Source organism: Streptomyces sp. NBC_01384, from assembly GCF_045040035.1.
In the GTDB taxonomy this organism is placed as follows: Bacteria; Actinomycetota; Actinomycetes; order Streptomycetales; family Streptomycetaceae; genus Streptomyces.
In genome coordinates this window covers 6,261,256-6,278,532 of sequence record NZ_CP109559.1, presented here as the reverse complement: position 1 = coordinate 6,278,532, position 17,277 = coordinate 6,261,256, and the positions used below count along the sequence as shown (strand labels likewise).

Here is a 17,277-nt window from a genome sequence, read left to right as displayed (position 1 = left end):
AAAAATCAGCGGAGGGATCAGCGGGAGGATCGACTACGCGTACGCCGAGATGTCCTTGATCATGGCGAAGCCCAACCCGTACGCACTCATGCCCCGCCCGTAGGCCCCCACATGGACGCCCTCCTGGGTGGACCCCGCGAGGACCCAGCCGAACTCGGACTCGCGGTAGTGGAAGGGCGTCGGCACGCCGTCCACGGGGAGGGACAGCGAGGACCAGTCGGGCCCGTCGAGGTCGTCCGCGAGGACCCACGCCGTCTCGGTCTGCTGGTCCAGCCAGTCGTCCCGCAGGGTGTGGTCCATCTGTCCCGGCCAGGTGAAGGCCAGCAGCCCCACCCCGGCCAGCCAGGCCGCGGAGGACACCGAGGTGGCCTCCAGCAGCCCCGTACCGTCCGCGCTGCGGCGCGAGGGGCTGGCCGCGACGGTCACCACGACCGCGAAGCGCTCCTTGTCCTCGGTCGACTCCCCGCGCACCGAGGGCTCGTCCCCGTGCCCGATCGAACCGTGCTCGACGGCACCGTCCGCCGACGTACCGACCTGCATCAGCCAGCGCGGCCCCGTGAAGGCCTCATCGAGGCCGTACCACGGGAAGTGCGCCGGCAGGTAGCTGTCGACCGTGCGCCGGGCGAAGGGGGCCTGTTGTCCGCCCTCCGCGGCCGGCGCCTGCGCGCCTACCCGACTTGTCGTCTCCATCTGCCCGGACGCCTCCTTGTTCTCGTCGGACCGGGCGGCCCGCCCCCCTCGGGCGTCCTCAGCAGTCCGCACAACAACTGGGCAGCATAGCCACACCGCTCCGAGCAGCAGGGAAAGCACCCGGCGCGTGGGTCGTGCACGCGCCGTTTTCGGACCGCCCACGGCCCGAATCGCCCAGAACCCGGATCGCCCGGAAGGCGAACCGGGTACGGCTCAGGTGGCGTCCGCGTCGAAGGGCGGACGCTCGTCCGGGTCGGGCTTCTCGGGCTTCTTGGTCATGTCGACGGCACCACCGGAAGAACCGGAAGAACCAGAAGTACCCGAGGAACCAGAGGCCCCGGACGAGGAGGACGACTCCGGGTCACGACCGTGCACCGCGTCCGTGACCTCGGCCATCTCCTTATTCAGGTCGAAGCCGTTGCGGATCTCCTTGAGCCCCAGCTCGTCGTTGTCCAGCTGCTTGCGCAGGAACGTCTTGGGGTTGAGGTCCTCGAAGTCGAAGTCCTTGAAGTCCGGGCCGAGTTCCTCGCGGATGTCCTGCTTGGCGCTCTCCGAGAATTCGCGGATCTTGCGGATGGTGCGCGTGACATCCTGGATCATCTTCGGGAGCTTCTCCGGACCGAAGACGAGCACGGCAAGGACTATGAGCGTCACCAGCTCAAGCGGTCCTACGTCATTGAACACCTGAAACTCCTTGCGATGTCCTCGGTCCTCGGCCCTCGGCGGTTTTCCTTGGTCCGGGCACGGTCCACGGTACCCGCCGATCCCGTCCGTCCGGAACTGTCCCGGGCCTTCCGGGTGCGTGTACACCCTGAGTTTTCCCGGATGTTTGCCGCTCAGGAAGGGGATCGACCCCGCTCCTGTGAAGTTCATGTCAGTTGCTGGCTACAACGGTCAGGTGCCGTCCGCGGAGCCGAGGACCAGGGTGACCGTCTTCTCCGTACCGCCCCGCTGGAGCGTCAGCCGGAGCCGGTCGCCGGGGCGGTGCGCGCGGGTCTTCACGATCAGCTCCTCGCCCGTGTGGACGCGCCGGCCGTCGACCGCGGTGATGACGTCGCCCGCCTTGATGCCCGCCTCGGCACCAGGGCCTCCCGCGGTGACCGGCGGGCTGCTGCCGGAGCCCTTGGTGCCGACCCGGGCGCCGTCGCCCGCGTAGTTCAGGTCGAGCGTCACCCCGATCACGGGGTGGGTGGCCTTGCCGGTGTTGATCAGCTCCTCGGCGACGCGCTTGGCCTGGTTGACCGGGATGGCGAAGCCGAGCCCGATGGAACCGGCCTGACTCCCCTGCGCGTCGGTGCCGCCGTCGGCGGAGCGGATGGCGCTGTTGATGCCGATGACCCGCGCCCGGGAGTCGAGCAGGGGGCCGCCGGAGTTGCCGGGGTTGATGGCCGCGTCGGTCTGCAGGGCGTCCACGTACGAGACGTCGCTCCCGTCGCCCTTCTCGCCGCCCGCCGTGATGGGCCGCTCCTTGGCGCTGATGATCCCGGAGGTGACGGTGTTGGCGAGGTCGAAGGGCGCGCCGATGGCGACGACGGGGTCGCCCACCTGGACGTTGTCGGAGTTGCCCAGCGCCATGGGCTGGAGCCCGCCGACCCCGGACACCTTGACCACCGCGAGGTCGTATCCGCCGTCGTGTCCGACGACGGTGGCCTTGGCGCTCTCGCCGCCGCTGAACGTCACGGTTATCTCGCCGCCGGTGCCGGCCGGCTGGACCACGTGGTTGTTGGTGAGGATGTGCCCCCGGGCGTCGAGCACGAACCCGGTGCCGGTGTCCTCCTCGCCGGAGCCGCGCACATGCAGGGTGACGACGCCGGGCAGCGCGCGGGCGGCTATCCCCGCCACGCTGTCCGGAGCCCGCCCGGGCGCCTCCTTGGCGGCCTGCGGCAGCGTTACGCCACCCAGCCCGCCGTTGCGCTCCAGATAGGCCCCTACGGCGCCGCCGACGCCTCCGGAGACGACGGCGATCAGCACGGCACCGAGGACCAGCACCTTCTTCGCCCGCTTACGCCGCTGGGCCTTCGTCGCGACGGCCGCCCCGTTCTGCTGGAGCGGTCCGGGCGCGGCCCAGGGGTCGTAGCTCTGCCAGGGGGTGGGGGCGGTGGGGTGGGGGCTGCTCGCGTACGGGGCCGACGGCGGGCCTGCGGGCATGGGGGTGCCGTGTGCCGGCGTGCCGTACACCGGGCCGGCCGCCGGATGCTGGACCGGCGGAGCGGGCGCCCAGGGGCCCGGCTCGCCGTACGGCGGGGTGCTGTAGGGATCGGGGTCGTGCAGGGGCATGGAACGGCCGGAGGAGGCCCGCTCCGCAGATACGGCATCGACGGGAGGCCGGTCCGCGGGCAGGACGCCGGACGAGGGGCCTCCGGGCACCTCGGCACCCGGCACACCGCCCCCACGAGCCGCGGCGGGACGTTCCAGCTCGTAGTCCCCTTCGGACCTGTAGTCCCCCTCGGGCCTGTAATCCCCCTCGGGCCTGTAGCCGTCCTCCGACCTGTAGCCGTCCTCGGACTCGGAGATGCCCTCGACCGGACCCACCGCGCCGGCCCCCGGAGGGACCGGACGGGGCCGGCTCCACCACTTCGCCTTCGTGGGCTTCCCCTCGTTCATGCTCTCCCCGCACCTGGCCCTGGCCCGCGGCACAACTCACCGGCGGTCACAGCAGATCGTCGACTCCGCGTCCGGGAATCCCTCCGGCGGACGCGGCCCACCCCGGATTCAACCAGGTTCCGGGGCCGCGGCGCAGAGGGCGGGTCAGCGGGCGGTACGGGGGGAGGGAGACGGGGAGGAAGAGGGGGACGGGGTGGCGGCGGGGGCGGCGAGCAGGCCCGGAGCCGTGAGGCCGGGCGTCGTCGGCCAGGAGGTCAGCGCGACCGGCTGGGCCTCGGTGAGCGGACGTATGAGCGGGGACATCGCGGCGGCGCCGGCGACCACGGGGGTCGTCAGCGTGTGCATGACGTCGTCGCCCTGGGACGCCGGAGCGGGGACTCCGGGCAGCAGGGGTGCGGACATCGAGGTGGGGACCACGGGCGCCACGCCGAGCGAACGCTCGCCCTGGGCGAGCAGCGGCCCGTCGGAGCGGCGGCGCTGCGTCTCGGGAGCCGTCGCGGCCCCCGAGCCCGGCGTGCGCGCCGGTGTCACATTGCTTCCGCCGGGGCCGCCGCGCGCGTCCGCGGTGTCGCCCGGCACCCCGGTCGACACCCCGCCGAGCGCGACCGCGGCCAGCGACACCGCACCGGCGGCGACGAAGGCGAAGCGCAGTCCGCGCGAGGCCGATCTGTCGGCCTCGTGGCGGCTGACGTCATGGATGCGGAAACCGCGCCCGGTGGAAGGGGGCAGTACGTCGGCGTGCGGCCCCGCGGGCACGTACCCGAAGGGTTCGCCGCGCACTCCGAAGACCCCCGTCACGGAGGACCCGGAGGGGAATCCGCCGCCGAATCCTCCCCCGCCGAGCGGTGAGCCATCACCGCCGTCGAAGTCACCTCCCCCCGGAAGTCCCTGGAGACGGGCCAGGAAGCTCTCGGAGGGGGGCGGAGGAGCGACTTCCGCGAAGACGTTCTTCAGTCGGCGCTGGGCGTCCGCCTCGGCCTTGCACTTCGCACAGGTGACGAGGTGGGCCAGGACGCGCTCGCGCGACTCATGACCGAGCTCTCCGTCCACCAGGGCAGAGAGTCGATCTCCAAGATGCTGGTCGGCAACACGCCGCTCCGTAGAGTTGGGCCGGGATCCACTCACGCGGTCGCGCCCCCTCCTCCCAGCGCCGGAACTCGCGGGATCGCGAAGCCGCGGCGCTCGGCACGAGCCTCGGGAGACCGGTGCGCGAGGGCCTTGCGCAGCTGCGAGCGGCCACGGTGAATCCGGCTGCGGACCGTACCGAGCTTGACGCCCAGGGTCGCGGCGATCTCCTCGTACGAAAGTCCCTCGATGTCACAGAGGACGACCGCGGCGCGGAACTCGGGCGCGAGGGTGTCCAGCGCCTGCTGGACGTCCGCGTCGAAGTGCGCGTCGTTGAAGACCTGCTGCGGGGACGGCTCGCGGCTGGGCAGGCGCTCGGCCGCGTCGTCGCCAAGGGCGTCGAAGCGGATGCGCTGCTTGCGGCGTACCATGTCCAGGAAGAGATTCGTGGTGATGCGGTGCAGCCAGCCCTCGAAGGTGCCGGGGGTGTAGGTCGACAGTGAGCGGAAGACACGGACGAAGACTTCCTGAGTGAGGTCCTCGGCGTCGTGCTGGTTTCCCGTCAGGCGGTAGGCGAGCCGGTAGACCCGGGCGCTGTGCGTGCTGACGATCTCCTCCCAGGTGGGCGGAGTCCACGCCTGCGACTCCGCGTCGGTGGTGAACGTCGCGGTCTGCGCTGGGGCAGCAGCATGGCACTTGTCAGCGATGTCGGTCACGGATTTCGGCTCACCCGCCGATCTGAGCAGGCGCCGCAGCACCCGCCCTCGATCCACAGGCGCAGCCGCACCTCCCCTGTCGGCTCTGGTGGTGTCCAGTGGAGCCCCTACCATAGCCACCTCGCCCGTTAGCTCCGGATAAGCGGTTTTACGAGAAATTGATACGCGCTCATATGGCTGCGTCAGCACTTGCTCGCCGCCCTGCTCTGCATCCTGCTCTACGTCCTGCTTTGTGTCCTGCCCTACGTACTGATCCATCCGCTTCCCCCCGCTCTGTCTCCCCACCTCTCTAAACGCCCGGTCCCATCTGCGGGTTCCCGGCACCAACGGATACAGTCACGCCCAGGCAACCACGGGGACAGGAGAGGGTCATTACCGGCAACCGGCAGACGAGCTGGGCGTTCGCCGACGCCTTTGTCGCCGAGGGTGAGGCGCTGCGCTGGGCCCGGGACCGGGCCCGCGAGGCAGGGCTGCGCCCGGTGTCGCCCGGCACGGGCGCAGCCCTGCGGTTGCTCGCCGCCTCCGTGGACGCGAAAGCGGTCGCGGAGATCGGGACTGGGACCGGCGTCTCCGGAATTCATCTGCTGCACGGCATGCGGCCGGACGGGGTACTGACTACCGTGGATCCGGAGCCGGACCGCCAGCAGTTCGCCCGCCAGGCTTTCCGCGCGGCAGGCTTCGCGAGCAACCGCGCCCGCTTCATCCCGGGCCGCGCGCTGGATGTCCTGCCCCGGCTCGCGGACGCCGGTTACGACCTCGTCTTCTGCGACGGCGACCGCCTGGAATGCCTGGACTATCTCGCTGAATCGTTGCGCCTGCTGCGTCCGGGCGGGCTGGTCGTCTTCGAGGGCGTCTTCGCGGACGGCCGCACGGTGGACTCGGGCCCGCAGCCCGCGGAGGTCGGCCGGCTGCGCGAGCTGCTGCGCGCGGTGCGCGAGAGCCAGGACCTGGTGCCTTCGCTGCTGCCGGTGGGCGACGGGTTGCTGTGCGCGGTCAAGCGCTGACCCGTATACCCCTTATGCGCGTCTGTCCACGCTTCTGACCTGCGCCGACACCAAAGGGGTACGCCGATGACGCACCCCTGGAAAACCACCGCCCCGGCACCGATTACGATGCCGGGGCAGCTGAAAAGGTATGGTCGCTTCCGCGTCAGCCGACGACCTTCTTGAGGGCGTCGCCAAGCGCGTCGGCCTCGTCAGGGGTCAGCTCGACGACGAGCCGACCGCCGCCTTCGAGCGGAACGCGCATGACGATGCCCCGCCCCTCCTTGGTCACCTCGAGCGGGCCATCGCCCGTCCGCGGCTTCATGGCCGCCATGCTCGTTCCCCTTCCTGAAACCAGCTCATCGTCGCCGACGGCCCCTTGAAGGGCACGCACGTCCCCTCATAGGACACACGTCACCGGCATCGAACACATTGCTTCCAGGCCATTATCCCGCATCTCAGGACCCGATGACCAACATCAGTCGGCATCGCTTACGCAACGCGCTTGAGCAAAACCACTCATTTCGGCGGTGTGACTGCGATACTGCGCCGCCGCATGGACTTCCACGCCGCGGAATTCTTTGACGCAGGTCACATGTCCTGTCCACGCCCGGACCGTGATCTCCGCCATGCTGTCCTGCATGCTGTCCTCGGACCCAGGACGTACCGGCCGGTACGTCGGAGCCGCAACACCGGAGGGACCCGCCATGGCCGACACCGTGCTCTACGAGGTGAGCGACGGACTCGCGACGATCACGCTGAACCGCCCCGAGGCGATGAACGCGATGAACACCGAGACCAAGGTCGCCTTCCGGGACGCGGCACAGGCCGCCGCGGCGGACGACGGCGTACGGGCGATCCTGCTCACCGGCGCCGGTGACCGGGCGTTCTGCGTCGGCCAGGACCTCAAGGAGCACATCAAACTACTGGCCGCCGACAAGGAGTCGGGCTCGGGGCACACGATGAGCACCGTGCGCGAGCACTACAACCCGATCGTGCGCGCCCTGACCGGCGCCGCGAAGCCGGTGGTGGCCGCGGTGAACGGCGTCGCCGCCGGGGCCGGCTTCGGCTTCGCCCTCGCCGCGGACTATCGGATCGTCGCCGACACCGCCGCGTTCAACACGTCGTTCGCCGGGGTCGCGCTGACCGCCGACTCGGGGATGTCGTGGACCCTGCCGCGGGTGGTCGGCCCCAGCCGGGCCGCCGACCTGCTGCTCTTCCCGCGCAGCATCACCGCCCAGGAGGCGTACGAGCTGGGGATCGCGAACCGGCTCGTCCCGTCGGCGTCGCTGCGCGGCGAGGCGGAGGAACTGGCCCGGACGCTGGCCGCGGGCCCGACGGTGGCCTATGCCGCGCTGAAGGAGGCCGTGGCCTATGGGCTCACCCACTCCTTGGACGAGACCCTTGAGAAGGAGGACGAGCTGCAGGCTCGGGCGGGGGTGTCCGAGGACCATGTGATCGCAGTGCAGGCGTTCGTCAACAAGGAGAAGCCGAAGTACTTGGGGCGGTGACGCTTCGCTGGATTCGGCGGTCGGAGGCCGGTACGGGAACTGCGGGCCGTCTGTGGCTGGTCGCGCCCACGCGGCGGAGCCGCACAATGTCACAGCCCCGCGCCCCTTAAGGGGCGCTCCTGGCCGCGCAATCCTCCAAGTGATCGTTCACCAGGCCGCACGCCTGCATCAGGGCGTAGGCCGTGGTCGGGCCGACGAAGCGGATGCCGCGCTTCTTGAGGGTCTTGGAGAGGGCCGTCGACTCGTCGGTGACGGCCGGGACCTCGGCCAGCCGCTTCGGAGCGGGGCGGGTGGCCGGGTCGGGGGCGAAGGACCAGATCAGCTCGTCCAGCTCGCCCGGCGCCCAGTCGGCCAGCACACGCGCGTTGGCGACAGTCGCCTCGATCTTGGCGCGGTTGCGGATGATGCCCGCGTCGCCGAGCAGGCGCTCCTTGTCGGCGTCCGTGAAGGCTGCCACCGAGACGATCTTGAAGTCGGCGAAGGCGGCCCGGAAGCCCGGCCGGCGGCGCAGGATGGTGATCCAGGACAGACCCGACTGGAAGGCCTCCAGGCAGAGCCGCTCGTACAGCGCGTCGTCGCCGTGGACCGGGCGGCCCCACTCCTCGTCGTGGTACGAGACGTACTCCTCCGTGGACAGGGCCCAGGGGCAGCGCAGCGCCCCGTCGGGCCCGGCCAGCGCGTCGCTCACTGCTGCTCTCCCTCCACGGGCTTGGTCAGGGAGGTGGTGGAGGCGGCGCGGGCACCGGCCAGCGCGTCCTCCAGGTCGGCGATCCGGGCGTCACGCTCGGCGAGCTCGGCGCCGAGTCGGCCGAGGGCGTCGTCCACGTCCGCCATCCGGTAGCCGCGGGCGGCGAGCGGGAAGCGCAGGGACTCCACGTCCGCGCGGTTCACCGGCCGGTCCAGGGGCAGCGGGTCCGCGAGCCGCTCGGGCTCGGCCTCGGGAAGGGGGGCGCTCTCGCCGCCGCCCACCACGGACAGTGTCACCGCGGCGACCACGACGGCGAGCGCGACGACCAGGAACAAGAACATGAACATCGCTGAGGTCCCCACGCTCTGGTGCCGACGCGGGTCGCGCCGGCGCGAAAGTACTGAAGCTGCCTGACTCTGAAAGTCCTGACTCCGAAAGTGTCAGGTCCGATCGTGCCATGCGAGTCTGGCAGTTAAGGTCGCAGGCGGCTAAGCAGCGGGACTTACTAGGAGAGGTCACAGGGGATGCTCAGGCTGGGCAGGCACGAATTCGACCCGCACGAGCCGGTGATCATGGCCATCGTGAACCGGACCCCCGACTCCTTCTACGACCAGGGAGCCACCTTCCGCGACGAACCCGCGCTCGCCCGCGTGGAACAGGCGGTGGCCGAGGGCGCCGCCATCATCGACATCGGCGGGGTCAAGGCCGGGCCGGGGGAAGAGGTGACCGCCGAGGAGGAGGCGCGCCGTACGGTCGGTTTCGTCGCCGAGGTGCGGCGGCGGTTCCCCGACGTGATCATCAGCGTCGACACCTGGCGGCACGAAGTCGGGGAGGCGGTCTGCGAGGTGGGGGCGGATCTGCTCAACGACGCGTGGGGCGGCGTCGATCCGCGGCTCGCGGAGGTGGCCGCGCGGTACGGGGTGGGGCTGGTGTGCACCCATGCCGGGGGCTCCGAGCCTCGTACGCGGCCGCACCGGATCGCGTACGACGATGTCATGGCCGACATTCTGCGGGTGACCTTGGGGCTGGCCGAGCGGGCGGTGTCGTTGGGGGTGCCGCGGGAGTCCGTGCTGATCGATCCTGGGCACGACTTCGGAAAGAACACGCGGCACAGCCTTGAGGCGACGCGGCGGCTGGGCGAGATGGTCGAGACGGGGTGGCCGGTGCTCGTCTCCCTCTCCAACAAGGACTTCGTCGGGGAGACGCTGGACAAGCCGGTGAAGGAGCGGGTGGTGGGGACGCTGGCCACGACGGCCGTGTCGGCGTGGTTGGGGGCGCAGGTGTACCGCGTGCACGAGGTCGCGGAGACGCGGCAGGTGCTGGACATGGTGGCGTCGATCGCGGGCCACCGCCCTCCGACGGTGGCCCGACGGGGGCTGGCGTAGGGCTTTCCTCGCCCCCGTCGCCCCTGCGATCTTCGGGTGAGCCCCGGCCCGCTAGCGGCCCGCCTCCTTCGAGACCAGGGCCACGGCCTCCTCCACCTCGTCCGTGAGGTGGAAGAGGAGCAGATCCTGTTCGGAGGCCTTGCCCTGGGCGATCAGGGTGTTCTTGAGCCAGTCGACGAGACCGCCCCAGTACGCCGTCCCGAAGAGAACGATCGGGAAGCGGGTGACCTTCTGGGTCTGGACGAGGGTCAGCGCCTCGAAGAGTTCGTCGAGGGTGCCGAGGCCGCCCGGGAGGACCACGAAGCCCTGGGCGTACTTGACGAACATCATCTTGCGGACGAAGAAGTACCGGAAGTTGAGGCCGATGTCGACGTACGGGTTGAGGCCCTGTTCGAAGGGGAGCTCGATGCCCAGGCCTACGGAGATGCCCTTGGCTTCGCAGGCGCCCTTGTTCGCGGCCTCCATGGCGCCGGGACCACCGCCGGTGATCACGGCGAAGCCCGCCTGGACCAGGCCGCGGCCGAGGGCGACTCCCGCCTCGTACTCGGGCGAGTCCACGGGCGTACGGGCGGAGCCGAAGACGCTGATCGCGGGCGGGAGTTCGGCGAGGGTGCCGAAGCCCTCGATGAATTCCGACTGGATGCGCAGGACCCGCCAGGGGTCGGTGTGCACCCAGTCGGAGGGGCCGCCCGCGTCCAGCAGCCGCTGGTCCGTGGTGCTCGCCTGCACCTGGTCCCGTCTGCGCAGCACCGGCCCCAGCCGCTGCTCCTCCGGTGGGCGCTTCTTGCCCTCGGGGTTGCCAGTAGCCATGTGCGCTCCCTCCGCTTGCCATCGTTCAGCTCCAGCGTAGATCTCCGCTGGTTACGGAGGGGGGACATGCGCATGTCCGCCGTGCACCAGGGCGGTTCGGGCAGGCCTCAGGACGTCAGCCAGGCGCGCAGGCGCTCCTCCGCCTCCGGGATCGCCGACGCCCGCACCCGCTCGTCGACCTTGTGCGCGAGGAGCGGGGCGCCGGGGCCGTAGTTCACCGCGGGCACTCCGAGCGCGCTGAAGCGGGCGACGTCCGTCCAGCCGAACTTGGGGCGCGCCTCGCCTCCGACGGCCGCCACGAAGGCGGCGGCGGCCGGGTGGGTCAGGCCGGGCCGGGCCCCGCCGGAGTGGTCGTCGACGATGAACTCGTCCACGTCGCAGTCCGCGAAGAAGTCGCGCACGAAGGCCTCCGCCTCCTCCTCGCTACGGTCGGGCGCGTAACGGAAGTTGACGACGACGGTGCAGGCGTCGGGGATGACGTTGGTGGCCACGCCGCCCTCGATGCGGACGGCGTTGAGGCCCTCATGGAACCGGAGACCGTCCACGACCGGCGTGCGGGGCTCGTACGCGGCGAGCCTGGCCAGAATCGGGGCCGCCGCGTGGATCGCATTGGAGCCCATCCAGGCGCGCGCGGAGTGCGCGCGCTCCCCCTTGGTCTTCAGGAACACCCTGAGCGTGCCCTGGCAGCCGCCCTCCACCTGGCCGTCCGTCGGCTCCAGGAGGATCGCGAAGTCGCCCGCCAGCCACTCGGGGTGGGCCTCGGCCACGTGCTTCAGGCCGTTCAGATGGGCCGCGACCTCTTCGTTGTCGTAGAACACGAAGGTGAGGTCGCGGTTGGGGGCGGGGACCGTGGCCGCGACGCGCAGCTGTACCGCGACGCCGGACTTCATGTCGCAGGTGCCGCAGCCCCAGAGCACGCCGTCCTCGTCGAGGCGGGAGGGCACGTTGCCGGCGATGGGGACCGTGTCGATGTGGCCGGCGAGGATCACGCGCTCGGCCCGCCCCAGGTTCGTCCGCGCCACGACGTTGTTGCCGTACCGGTCGACCGTCAGATGCGGCAGGGCGCGCAGGGCGGCCTCGATGGCGTCCGCGAGCGGCTTCTCGTTGCCGCTCTCCGAGGGGAAGTCGACGAGCCGCGCGGTGAGCTCGGCGGCGTCCAGCGTGAGGTCAAGCGAGGTGTCGGCCATGCCCTCGACCCTAACGCCCCGTGGCCGGCGGTTGACCGCGCGTCGGTTGTCCACAGTCCCACACGCCACCAACAGTCACCTCCAGTACCTTGTACGCGTGCCAGAGCCGTCCCCCACTCCTGTCCGGCGCGGCCGCCTCTTCCGTTTCGGGGCGGCCGTGGTAGTCCTGCTCGCGCTCGCGGGGTATCTCGCGGTGCAGTACCTCACAGGAGGGACGGGTGCGCCGCGGTGCAAAGTCGTCTCCGGAAAGGGGGACGGCGCCTCGTACGAGTTCACGCCGGAGCAGGCGGTGAACGCGGCGACGATCTCGGCGGTCGGCACCACCCGCGGCCTGCCCGAGCGCGCCGTGGCCATCGCCCTCGCGACCGCGCTCCAGGAGTCGGGGCTGCGCAACATCCAGCACGGCGACCGGGACTCGCTCGGTCTGTTCCAGCAGCGGCCCTCGCAGGGCTGGGGGACGACGAAGCAGATCATGGACCCGACGTACGCGGCGGGGGTGTTCTACGAGCATCTGGTCAAGGTGCACGGCTATAGAAGTATGCCGCTCACCGTCGCCGCGCAGCGCGTGCAGCGCAGTGGCTATCCGCAGGCGTACGCGAAGCACGAGCCGGACGCCACGCTGCTGGCGGCGGCCCTGACCGGTCGCGCGGCGGCCACGCTGACCTGTGAGGGTCGCCCCGGGGCGACCCCGGTCGGCGGTCCCGACTCGGTGCGGGCCGCGCTCGTACGGGACTTCGGGCGTGAGGTGCTGCAGGAGGCGGGGGCCGACGTGGTTGCCGCGGGCACCTCCGCCTCCCCGGCGGCGTCCCCGACGGCCTCAGCGGCGCTCGCCCCGTCGCCGACCGTCTCCGGGCGGACCGTGACCGTTCCACTGCGCAAGAAGTCCGCTGCCGGGACCAGCGTGCGGCAGCGCGGCTGGGAACTGGCGCACTGGGCCGTGGCCAACTCCTCGACACTGCACATCGAACGGGTCTCCTACGCGGGGCGGGAGTGGACCGCGGGGAGAACGAACGGCGAGTGGCGCACATCGGACGCCAACGACGGTTCGACGGCCACGGAGTCCGCAGCCGAGGTCCGCATCGTCACCGCGCAGTAGTACGGGCCCTCACCCTGGCGGGGGACGTGTGGCGTCCCCGCGTCGACGCTGGGCCCAGCTTTTCGCCTGCTCACTTCAGAATCCGCCGGACCCCTTGAAAACAAAGGGCCGTAAGGATTCGGCAGACTTTCCGACAGGACGCCCTTTGCCCGCTTTTATCCACAACCGATAATGCGACTCATTGCCAACTCTTTACGTCGGGCCACCGCAACCTTCGCGGGTTTCGAGCGGTAGTCACTGCGTCCGAGCCCGGAACGATCAACGGGGCGGCCGACAGCCGGTCGGCAGCCGGTCAACTCCCGGGCACGGTCGGACACTTCACCGTTCTCTTCCGTCTAAGGAGCATCATGTCCCTCCCCCTGACCCACCGGATCGCCCGTGCCGCGCTGCTCATCGCAGCGGGAGCGGCGCCTGTGGTCGGTGCGGCCGGCTCCGCCAGTGCGGCGGCCGAACTCCCGGCCACCCCCGACCTCGGCGGGCTGACCGCCCTCGACGGGGCGAATGTCGGCACCACCCTCGACGGTGCGACGCAGCATGTCACCGGGCTCGCGGGCACGACCGGCGGCGACGCGCTCAAGAAGGCCGTACCGGCAGCGGGCAAGACCGGTGGCAAGGTCGCCAAGACGGCGACGCCCGCCGCCCAGAAGGTGGCCGGGGACGCGGCGGGGCAGGCCGGGGGTCTGCTCGGTGACACCGCGAAGACGGCGACCGGTGGCGGTCTTCCGACGGACGCGGTGACCAAGGGCGGCCTCCCGACCGGGCAGCTGCCGCTGAAGGGTCTGCCGGTCGGCTAGCCGCCGGGGCTGTACCGGCGAGGGGTCCAGGGAGTTTCCCTGGACCCCTCGCGCATGCCCGTTCGTGATGTGCGGGCGTTCCTCAAGCCAGGCGCCCTACTGCCGCCGCTACGCGCTCGTCCGTCGCCGTCAGGGCCACGCGGACGAACTTCTCGCCCGCCTCCCCGTAGAAGTCGCCCGGCGCCACAAGGATGCCCAGCTCGGCCAGGTGCGCCACCGTGTCCCAGCAGGACTCGTCGCGGGTGGCCCACAGGTACAGGCTCGCCTCGCTGTGTTCGATGCGGAAGCCGTGCCGCAGCAGGGCATCGCGCAGGGCGGTGCGGCGGGCGGCGTAGCGCTCGCGCTGTTCGCGGACGTGGGTGTCGTCCGAGAGGGCGGCGACCGCCGCGGCCTGGGTCGGCGCGGACGTCATCATGCCGCCGTGCTTGCGGATCTGGAGGAGGTCGCCGAGGACGGCGGGGTCACCGGCGAGGAACGCGGCGCGGTAGCCCGCCAGGTTCGAGCGCTTGGAGAGCGAGTGGACCGAGACGATCCCCTCGTACGAGCCGCCGCACACGTCCGGGTGAAGCACCGAGACCGGGTCGGCCTCCCAGCCCAGCTCGATGTAGCACTCGTCGGAGAAGACGAGGATGCCGTGCTCGCGGGCCCACGCGACGATCCGGGTGAGCTCCGCGGCCGAGAGGACCTTGCCCGTCGGGTTCGACGGGGAGTTCAGCCACAGGAGCTTCAGGTCGGTCGGGTCCAGCTCCGTGGGGTCGTCGTAGACCACGTGGTCCGCGCGGGCCAGGCGCGCGCCGACCTCGTACGTCGGGTACGCAAGGCGCGGGTACGCCACCTTGTCGCCGGGGCCCAGGCCCAGCTGGGTGGGGAGCCAGGCGACGAGTTCCTTGGAGCCGACGATCGGGAGCACGTGGTGGTGAGTGACGCCCCGCGCGCCGAGCCGCCGCTCCACCCAGCCGGTGAGCGCGTCCCGCAGCTCGGGCGTGCCCCACACGGTGGGATAGCCCGGCGAGTCCGCGGCGGCGACCAGAGCTTTCTGGATCAGCTCGGGCACCGGGTCGACCGGGGTGCCGACGGACAGGTCGACGATGCCGCCCGGGTGAGCGGCGGCCGTCGCCTTGTAGGGCTCCAGCTTGTCCCAGGGGAAGGTGGGAAGCCGGTCGGAGACTGCGGACACGGGATCGGGCTCACTTTCTCTGTACTCGCTGGTACGGCAAACGCCTCGCCGGTACGGCAAACGCCTCGGTCCCGTACGGCGATCAAGGCGATCAGGCCATACGGGACCGAGGCGGCGCGTTGTGCGGGCCGCTTTACTGGTTCTGCGGCGGCAGCGCTGCGATGAAGGGGTGGTCGCGCTCGATCAGGCCGAGCTTGCTGGCGCCGCCGGGCGAGCCGAGCTCGTCGAAGAACTCGACGTTCGCCTTGTAGTAGTCCTTCCACTCTTCGGGAGTGTCGTCCTCGTAGAAGATCGCCTCGACCGGGCACACCGGCTCACAGGCTCCACAGTCGACGCATTCGTCCGGGTGGATGTACAAGGACCGGGAGCCCTCGTAGATGCAGTCGACCGGGCACTCCTCGATGCACGCCTTGTCCTTGACGTCGACACAAGGCTGCGCGATGACGTAGGTCACGCTGTCGTTCCTCCTCGATAGGGCGCTGGCGGGCCTCCATAGGCTCCGCCGCCTGGCGCGCGGGAGCGCGGCGTCGTCGATGCCCGCACCTAGTATCTCCGTTCCGGGGCGTGATCCATACAGGAGGGGTGAACTGACCTGTGGAAATCTCTGCGGCTGGACGTCTCGAGGTCCGAATCACCGCTGCTGACGTGGGCAAACGTGTCTCTGTTCGGCGGATGATCAAAGATATCGAAGGTGTCGCCGGGGGTGAGAAGTTCACCGACACGGTGGGCGTTCTCACATCATGGGACAAGGGTGTGCTGCTGATCACACGGCGGGACGGCGAACGTGTCCGTATTCCGGAATCCTCGCTGGTGGCGGGCAAGGTCGTACCGGCCGCCCCGGCGCGTCGGCGGGGCCCCGCGGCCTCGTACGAGGAGCTGGCGCCGGTCGCGGCGCGCGCCTGGCAGCCGGTGGAGAGCGAGCGACTGGGTGAGTGGGAGCTGCGGGCGGCCTCCGGTTTCACCCGGCGCGCCAACTCCGTGCTGCCGCTCGGCGACCCCGGCGTCCCGCTGGACGAGGCGCTGACGTACGTACGCGACTGGTACGCGGCCCGTGACCTGCCCGCCTACGTCCAGACCGCGACCGGGGCGGAAGGCACGCAGGAACTGCTGTGCGCGGAGCTGGAGGCGCGCGGCTGGGCGAGTGAGGTGAGCGCCGAGCTGTGGATCGGCGCGCTCGCGCCCCTCGCCGACCGCGAGGCTCCCGAAGTCCCCGGGGTCCCCGGGGTCCCCGAGGTCGTCCTCTCCCGCTCGGCGGACGCGGCGTGGCTGGGCCGCTACCAGCGCAAGGGGTTGAGCGAGGTCGCGCTGCACGTCCTGGGCAGCGGGCCCTCGGTGTGGTTCGCGACGATGCCCGGCGCGGAGGGTGAGCCTCCGGCCGCGATCGGGCGGTGTGTCGTCGACGGGCGGTGGGCCGGTTTCGCGGCCGTCGAGGTCGACCCCGCCCAGCGGCGCCGGGGCCTCGCCACCGCCGTCATGGCCGCGCTCGCCCGCCGCGCCCTGGACGAGGGCGCCTCGGCGGCCTGGCTCCAGGTGGAGACGGACAACGCGGGCGCGCGGGCGCTGTACGCCGGGATGGGCTTCGCGGCGCATCACGCGTACCACCACTACCGCGCGCCTCAGGCACCACAGACGCCACAGGGACCTCAGAAGCCTCAGGAACCTCAGGTGTCCGGCGGCGACCGCCGTCGGCCGGCGTGAAGGGGTACAAGGCTGCCATGCGTCCCCCGCATCCCCCGGAGCCGGAGCGAGCCGCCGACGTACGGCGGAGGTTCGCCGAGGAGGCACGGTCCGAACGGCCCGATCTGGCGGCGCTGTGTCTGCTGGTGGGGGCGGCGGCGGACGGGGCGCTGGACGAGGCCGGCATGGACGCGGCGCAGATCGAACTGGACCGGCTCGCCGGGCAGCTGCCGTTCCGGCCCGGTGGCCCGCGGTCCTGGGCGACCGCGCTCGCCGAACTGCTCGGCGGGCGCTGCGGGTTCCGGGGCTCGCCCGGGGACTATCAACGGCTCGAGTCGTCGTTGCTGCACGAGGTGCTGCGGCGCCGGCGCGGGCTGCCCATCCTGCTCTCCGTGGTGTGGATGGAGGTGGCCAGGAGAGCCGGTGCACCGGTGTACGGGGTCGCGCTGCCCGGGCATTTCGTGGTGGGCTTCGGGCCGACCGAACAACAGGCGCTCGCCGATCCCTTCGACGGGGGGCGGGTGCTGAGCGGCTCCGATGCCGAGCTGCTCGTGCAGGGGGCCACCGGTGCGCCCCTCCAGCCCTCGATGCTCGTCCCCGCCCCTCCGCTCGACGTGGTCGTGCGGATCCTGAACAACATCCGAGCGTGGGCGGCCGCGCGGCCGGAGCGGTCGGATGTCTCCCTGTGGGCCGTGGAGTTGTCGCTGCTGTTGCCTTCGCATCCCGCGCGGTTGCGGTACGAGCGGGCTCAGCTTCTTGTGCAGCGCGGGGATTTTTTGGGCGGGGCCTCGGAGCTGGACGCCTACGCCGATGTGGTCGCTGCGGTGGATCAGGCCGCGGCGGAACGGGTTCGGGGGCAGGCCCTTGCGGCGCGGGCGATGCTGAACTGAGCTC

General features: G+C 71.1%; 20 protein-coding genes. 7 read left to right on the top strand and 13 right to left on the bottom strand.

The window, feature by feature from the left end:
* Positions 1–33: 33 nt before the first annotated feature.
* The 5 genes from OG747_RS28855 to sigE all read right to left on the bottom strand — a co-directional run bounded on the left by OG747_RS28855 (position 34) and on the right by sigE (position 5,117).
* Complete coding sequence (locus OG747_RS28855) at positions 34–690, bottom strand: hypothetical protein (protein ID WP_405882297.1); 657 nt, start codon at positions 688–690, stop codon at positions 34–36.
* Positions 691–903: 213 nt separating this feature from the next.
* Positions 904–1,374, bottom strand: coding sequence for a sec-independent translocase (locus OG747_RS28850; RefSeq protein WP_405882296.1), 471 nt, complete (start codon positions 1,372–1,374; stop codon positions 904–906).
* Between the two features lie 210 nt (positions 1,375–1,584).
* A complete protein-coding gene (locus OG747_RS28845) occupies positions 1,585–3,294 on the bottom strand; it encodes a trypsin-like peptidase domain-containing protein (RefSeq protein ID WP_405882295.1) in 1,710 nt (569 codons plus the stop codon).
* Positions 3,295–3,438: 144 nt separating this feature from the next.
* A complete protein-coding gene (locus OG747_RS28840) occupies positions 3,439–4,419 on the bottom strand; it encodes an anti-sigma factor family protein (RefSeq protein ID WP_405882294.1) in 981 nt (326 codons plus the stop codon).
* Positions 4,416–5,117 (bottom strand): RNA polymerase sigma factor SigE, encoded by a 702-nt coding sequence (gene sigE / locus OG747_RS28835; RefSeq protein ID WP_405885728.1) that lies wholly within the window; start codon positions 5,115–5,117, stop codon positions 4,416–4,418. Before sigE ends, OG747_RS28840 begins: the two co-directional genes overlap by 4 nt.
* Positions 5,118–5,380: 263 nt before the next feature.
* Between sigE and OG747_RS28830 the strand changes: the two genes are divergently transcribed.
* Complete coding sequence (locus OG747_RS28830) at positions 5,381–6,079, top strand: O-methyltransferase (RefSeq protein ID WP_405885727.1); 699 nt, start codon at positions 5,381–5,383, stop codon at positions 6,077–6,079.
* A gap of 145 nt (positions 6,080–6,224) precedes the next feature.
* Here the strand turns inward: OG747_RS28830 and OG747_RS28825 are convergent, their stop codons facing one another.
* Positions 6,225–6,392: a DUF3117 domain-containing protein gene (locus OG747_RS28825; protein WP_003966491.1), complete on the bottom strand. Its 168-nt coding sequence runs from the start codon at positions 6,390–6,392 to the stop codon at positions 6,225–6,227.
* A 144-nt stretch (positions 6,393–6,536) separates the two neighbouring features.
* Positions 6,537–6,701, bottom strand: a complete 165-nt coding sequence (locus tag OG747_RS28820) for a hypothetical protein (protein ID WP_405882293.1) — start codon at positions 6,699–6,701, stop codon at positions 6,537–6,539.
* 64 nt (positions 6,702–6,765) lie between these two features.
* Between OG747_RS28820 and OG747_RS28815 the strand changes: the two genes are divergently transcribed.
* Complete coding sequence (locus tag OG747_RS28815; protein ID WP_405882292.1) at positions 6,766–7,569, top strand: enoyl-CoA hydratase/isomerase family protein; 804 nt, start codon at positions 6,766–6,768, stop codon at positions 7,567–7,569.
* Positions 7,570–7,675: 106 nt separating this feature from the next.
* Here the strand turns inward: OG747_RS28815 and OG747_RS28810 are convergent, their stop codons facing one another.
* Both OG747_RS28810 and OG747_RS28805 read right to left on the bottom strand, forming a co-directional pair.
* A complete protein-coding gene (locus OG747_RS28810; protein ID WP_405882291.1) occupies positions 7,676–8,257 on the bottom strand; it encodes a DNA-3-methyladenine glycosylase I in 582 nt (193 codons plus the stop codon).
* Positions 8,254–8,604, bottom strand: a complete 351-nt coding sequence (locus OG747_RS28805) for a DivIVA domain-containing protein (protein WP_405882290.1) — start codon at positions 8,602–8,604, stop codon at positions 8,254–8,256. The genes OG747_RS28810 and OG747_RS28805 overlap by 4 nt, the downstream gene beginning before the upstream one ends.
* A 177-nt stretch (positions 8,605–8,781) precedes the next feature.
* Here OG747_RS28805 and folP point away from each other — a divergent pair, with 177 nt between their 5' ends.
* The gene (folP, locus tag OG747_RS28800) at positions 8,782–9,642 is read left to right on the top strand and encodes a dihydropteroate synthase (protein WP_405882289.1); all 861 of its coding nucleotides are present in this window, start codon (positions 8,782–8,784) and stop codon (positions 9,640–9,642) included.
* Between the two features lie 51 nt (positions 9,643–9,693).
* Here folP and OG747_RS28795 read toward each other — a convergent pair whose 3' ends face one another.
* Positions 9,694–10,452, bottom strand: coding sequence for a TIGR00730 family Rossman fold protein (locus tag OG747_RS28795; RefSeq protein WP_405882288.1), 759 nt, complete (start codon positions 10,450–10,452; stop codon positions 9,694–9,696).
* Between the two features lie 107 nt (positions 10,453–10,559).
* Positions 10,560–11,639 carry a succinyl-diaminopimelate desuccinylase gene (gene dapE, locus OG747_RS28790; RefSeq protein WP_405882287.1) on the bottom strand — a complete coding sequence of 360 codons (1,080 nt, stop codon included), beginning with the start codon at positions 11,637–11,639 and terminating at the stop codon, positions 10,560–10,562.
* Positions 11,640–11,736: 97 nt separating this feature from the next.
* On the opposite strand from dapE, the gene OG747_RS28785 reads away from it, so the two are divergent.
* Positions 11,737–12,735 (top strand): heavy metal transporter, encoded by a 999-nt coding sequence (locus OG747_RS28785; protein WP_405882286.1) that lies wholly within the window; start codon positions 11,737–11,739, stop codon positions 12,733–12,735.
* Between the two features lie 347 nt (positions 12,736–13,082).
* Positions 13,083–13,529: an ATP-binding protein gene (locus OG747_RS28780; RefSeq protein WP_405882285.1), complete on the top strand. Its 447-nt coding sequence runs from the start codon at positions 13,083–13,085 to the stop codon at positions 13,527–13,529.
* 82 nt (positions 13,530–13,611) lie between these two features.
* On the opposite strand, the gene OG747_RS28775 is transcribed toward OG747_RS28780, so the two are convergent.
* Entirely contained in the window at positions 13,612–14,706 is a 1,095-nt protein-coding gene (locus OG747_RS28775) for a bifunctional succinyldiaminopimelate transaminase/glutamate-prephenate aminotransferase (protein ID WP_405882284.1), read from the bottom strand.
* 133 nt (positions 14,707–14,839) lie between these two features.
* On the bottom strand, positions 14,840–15,160 hold the full coding sequence (gene fdxA, locus OG747_RS28770) for a ferredoxin (RefSeq protein ID WP_018089397.1): 321 nt from the start codon (positions 15,158–15,160) through the stop codon (positions 14,840–14,842).
* Between the two features lie 140 nt (positions 15,161–15,300).
* Between fdxA and OG747_RS28765 the strand changes: the two genes are divergently transcribed.
* Positions 15,301–16,404, top strand: a complete 1,104-nt coding sequence (locus OG747_RS28765) for a GNAT family N-acetyltransferase (protein ID WP_405882283.1) — start codon at positions 15,301–15,303, stop codon at positions 16,402–16,404.
* A 17-nt stretch (positions 16,405–16,421) separates the two neighbouring features.
* Positions 16,422–17,273, top strand: a complete 852-nt coding sequence (locus tag OG747_RS28760) for a transglutaminase-like domain-containing protein (RefSeq protein WP_405882282.1) — start codon at positions 16,422–16,424, stop codon at positions 17,271–17,273.
* The last annotated feature ends 4 nt before the right edge of the window (positions 17,274–17,277 follow it).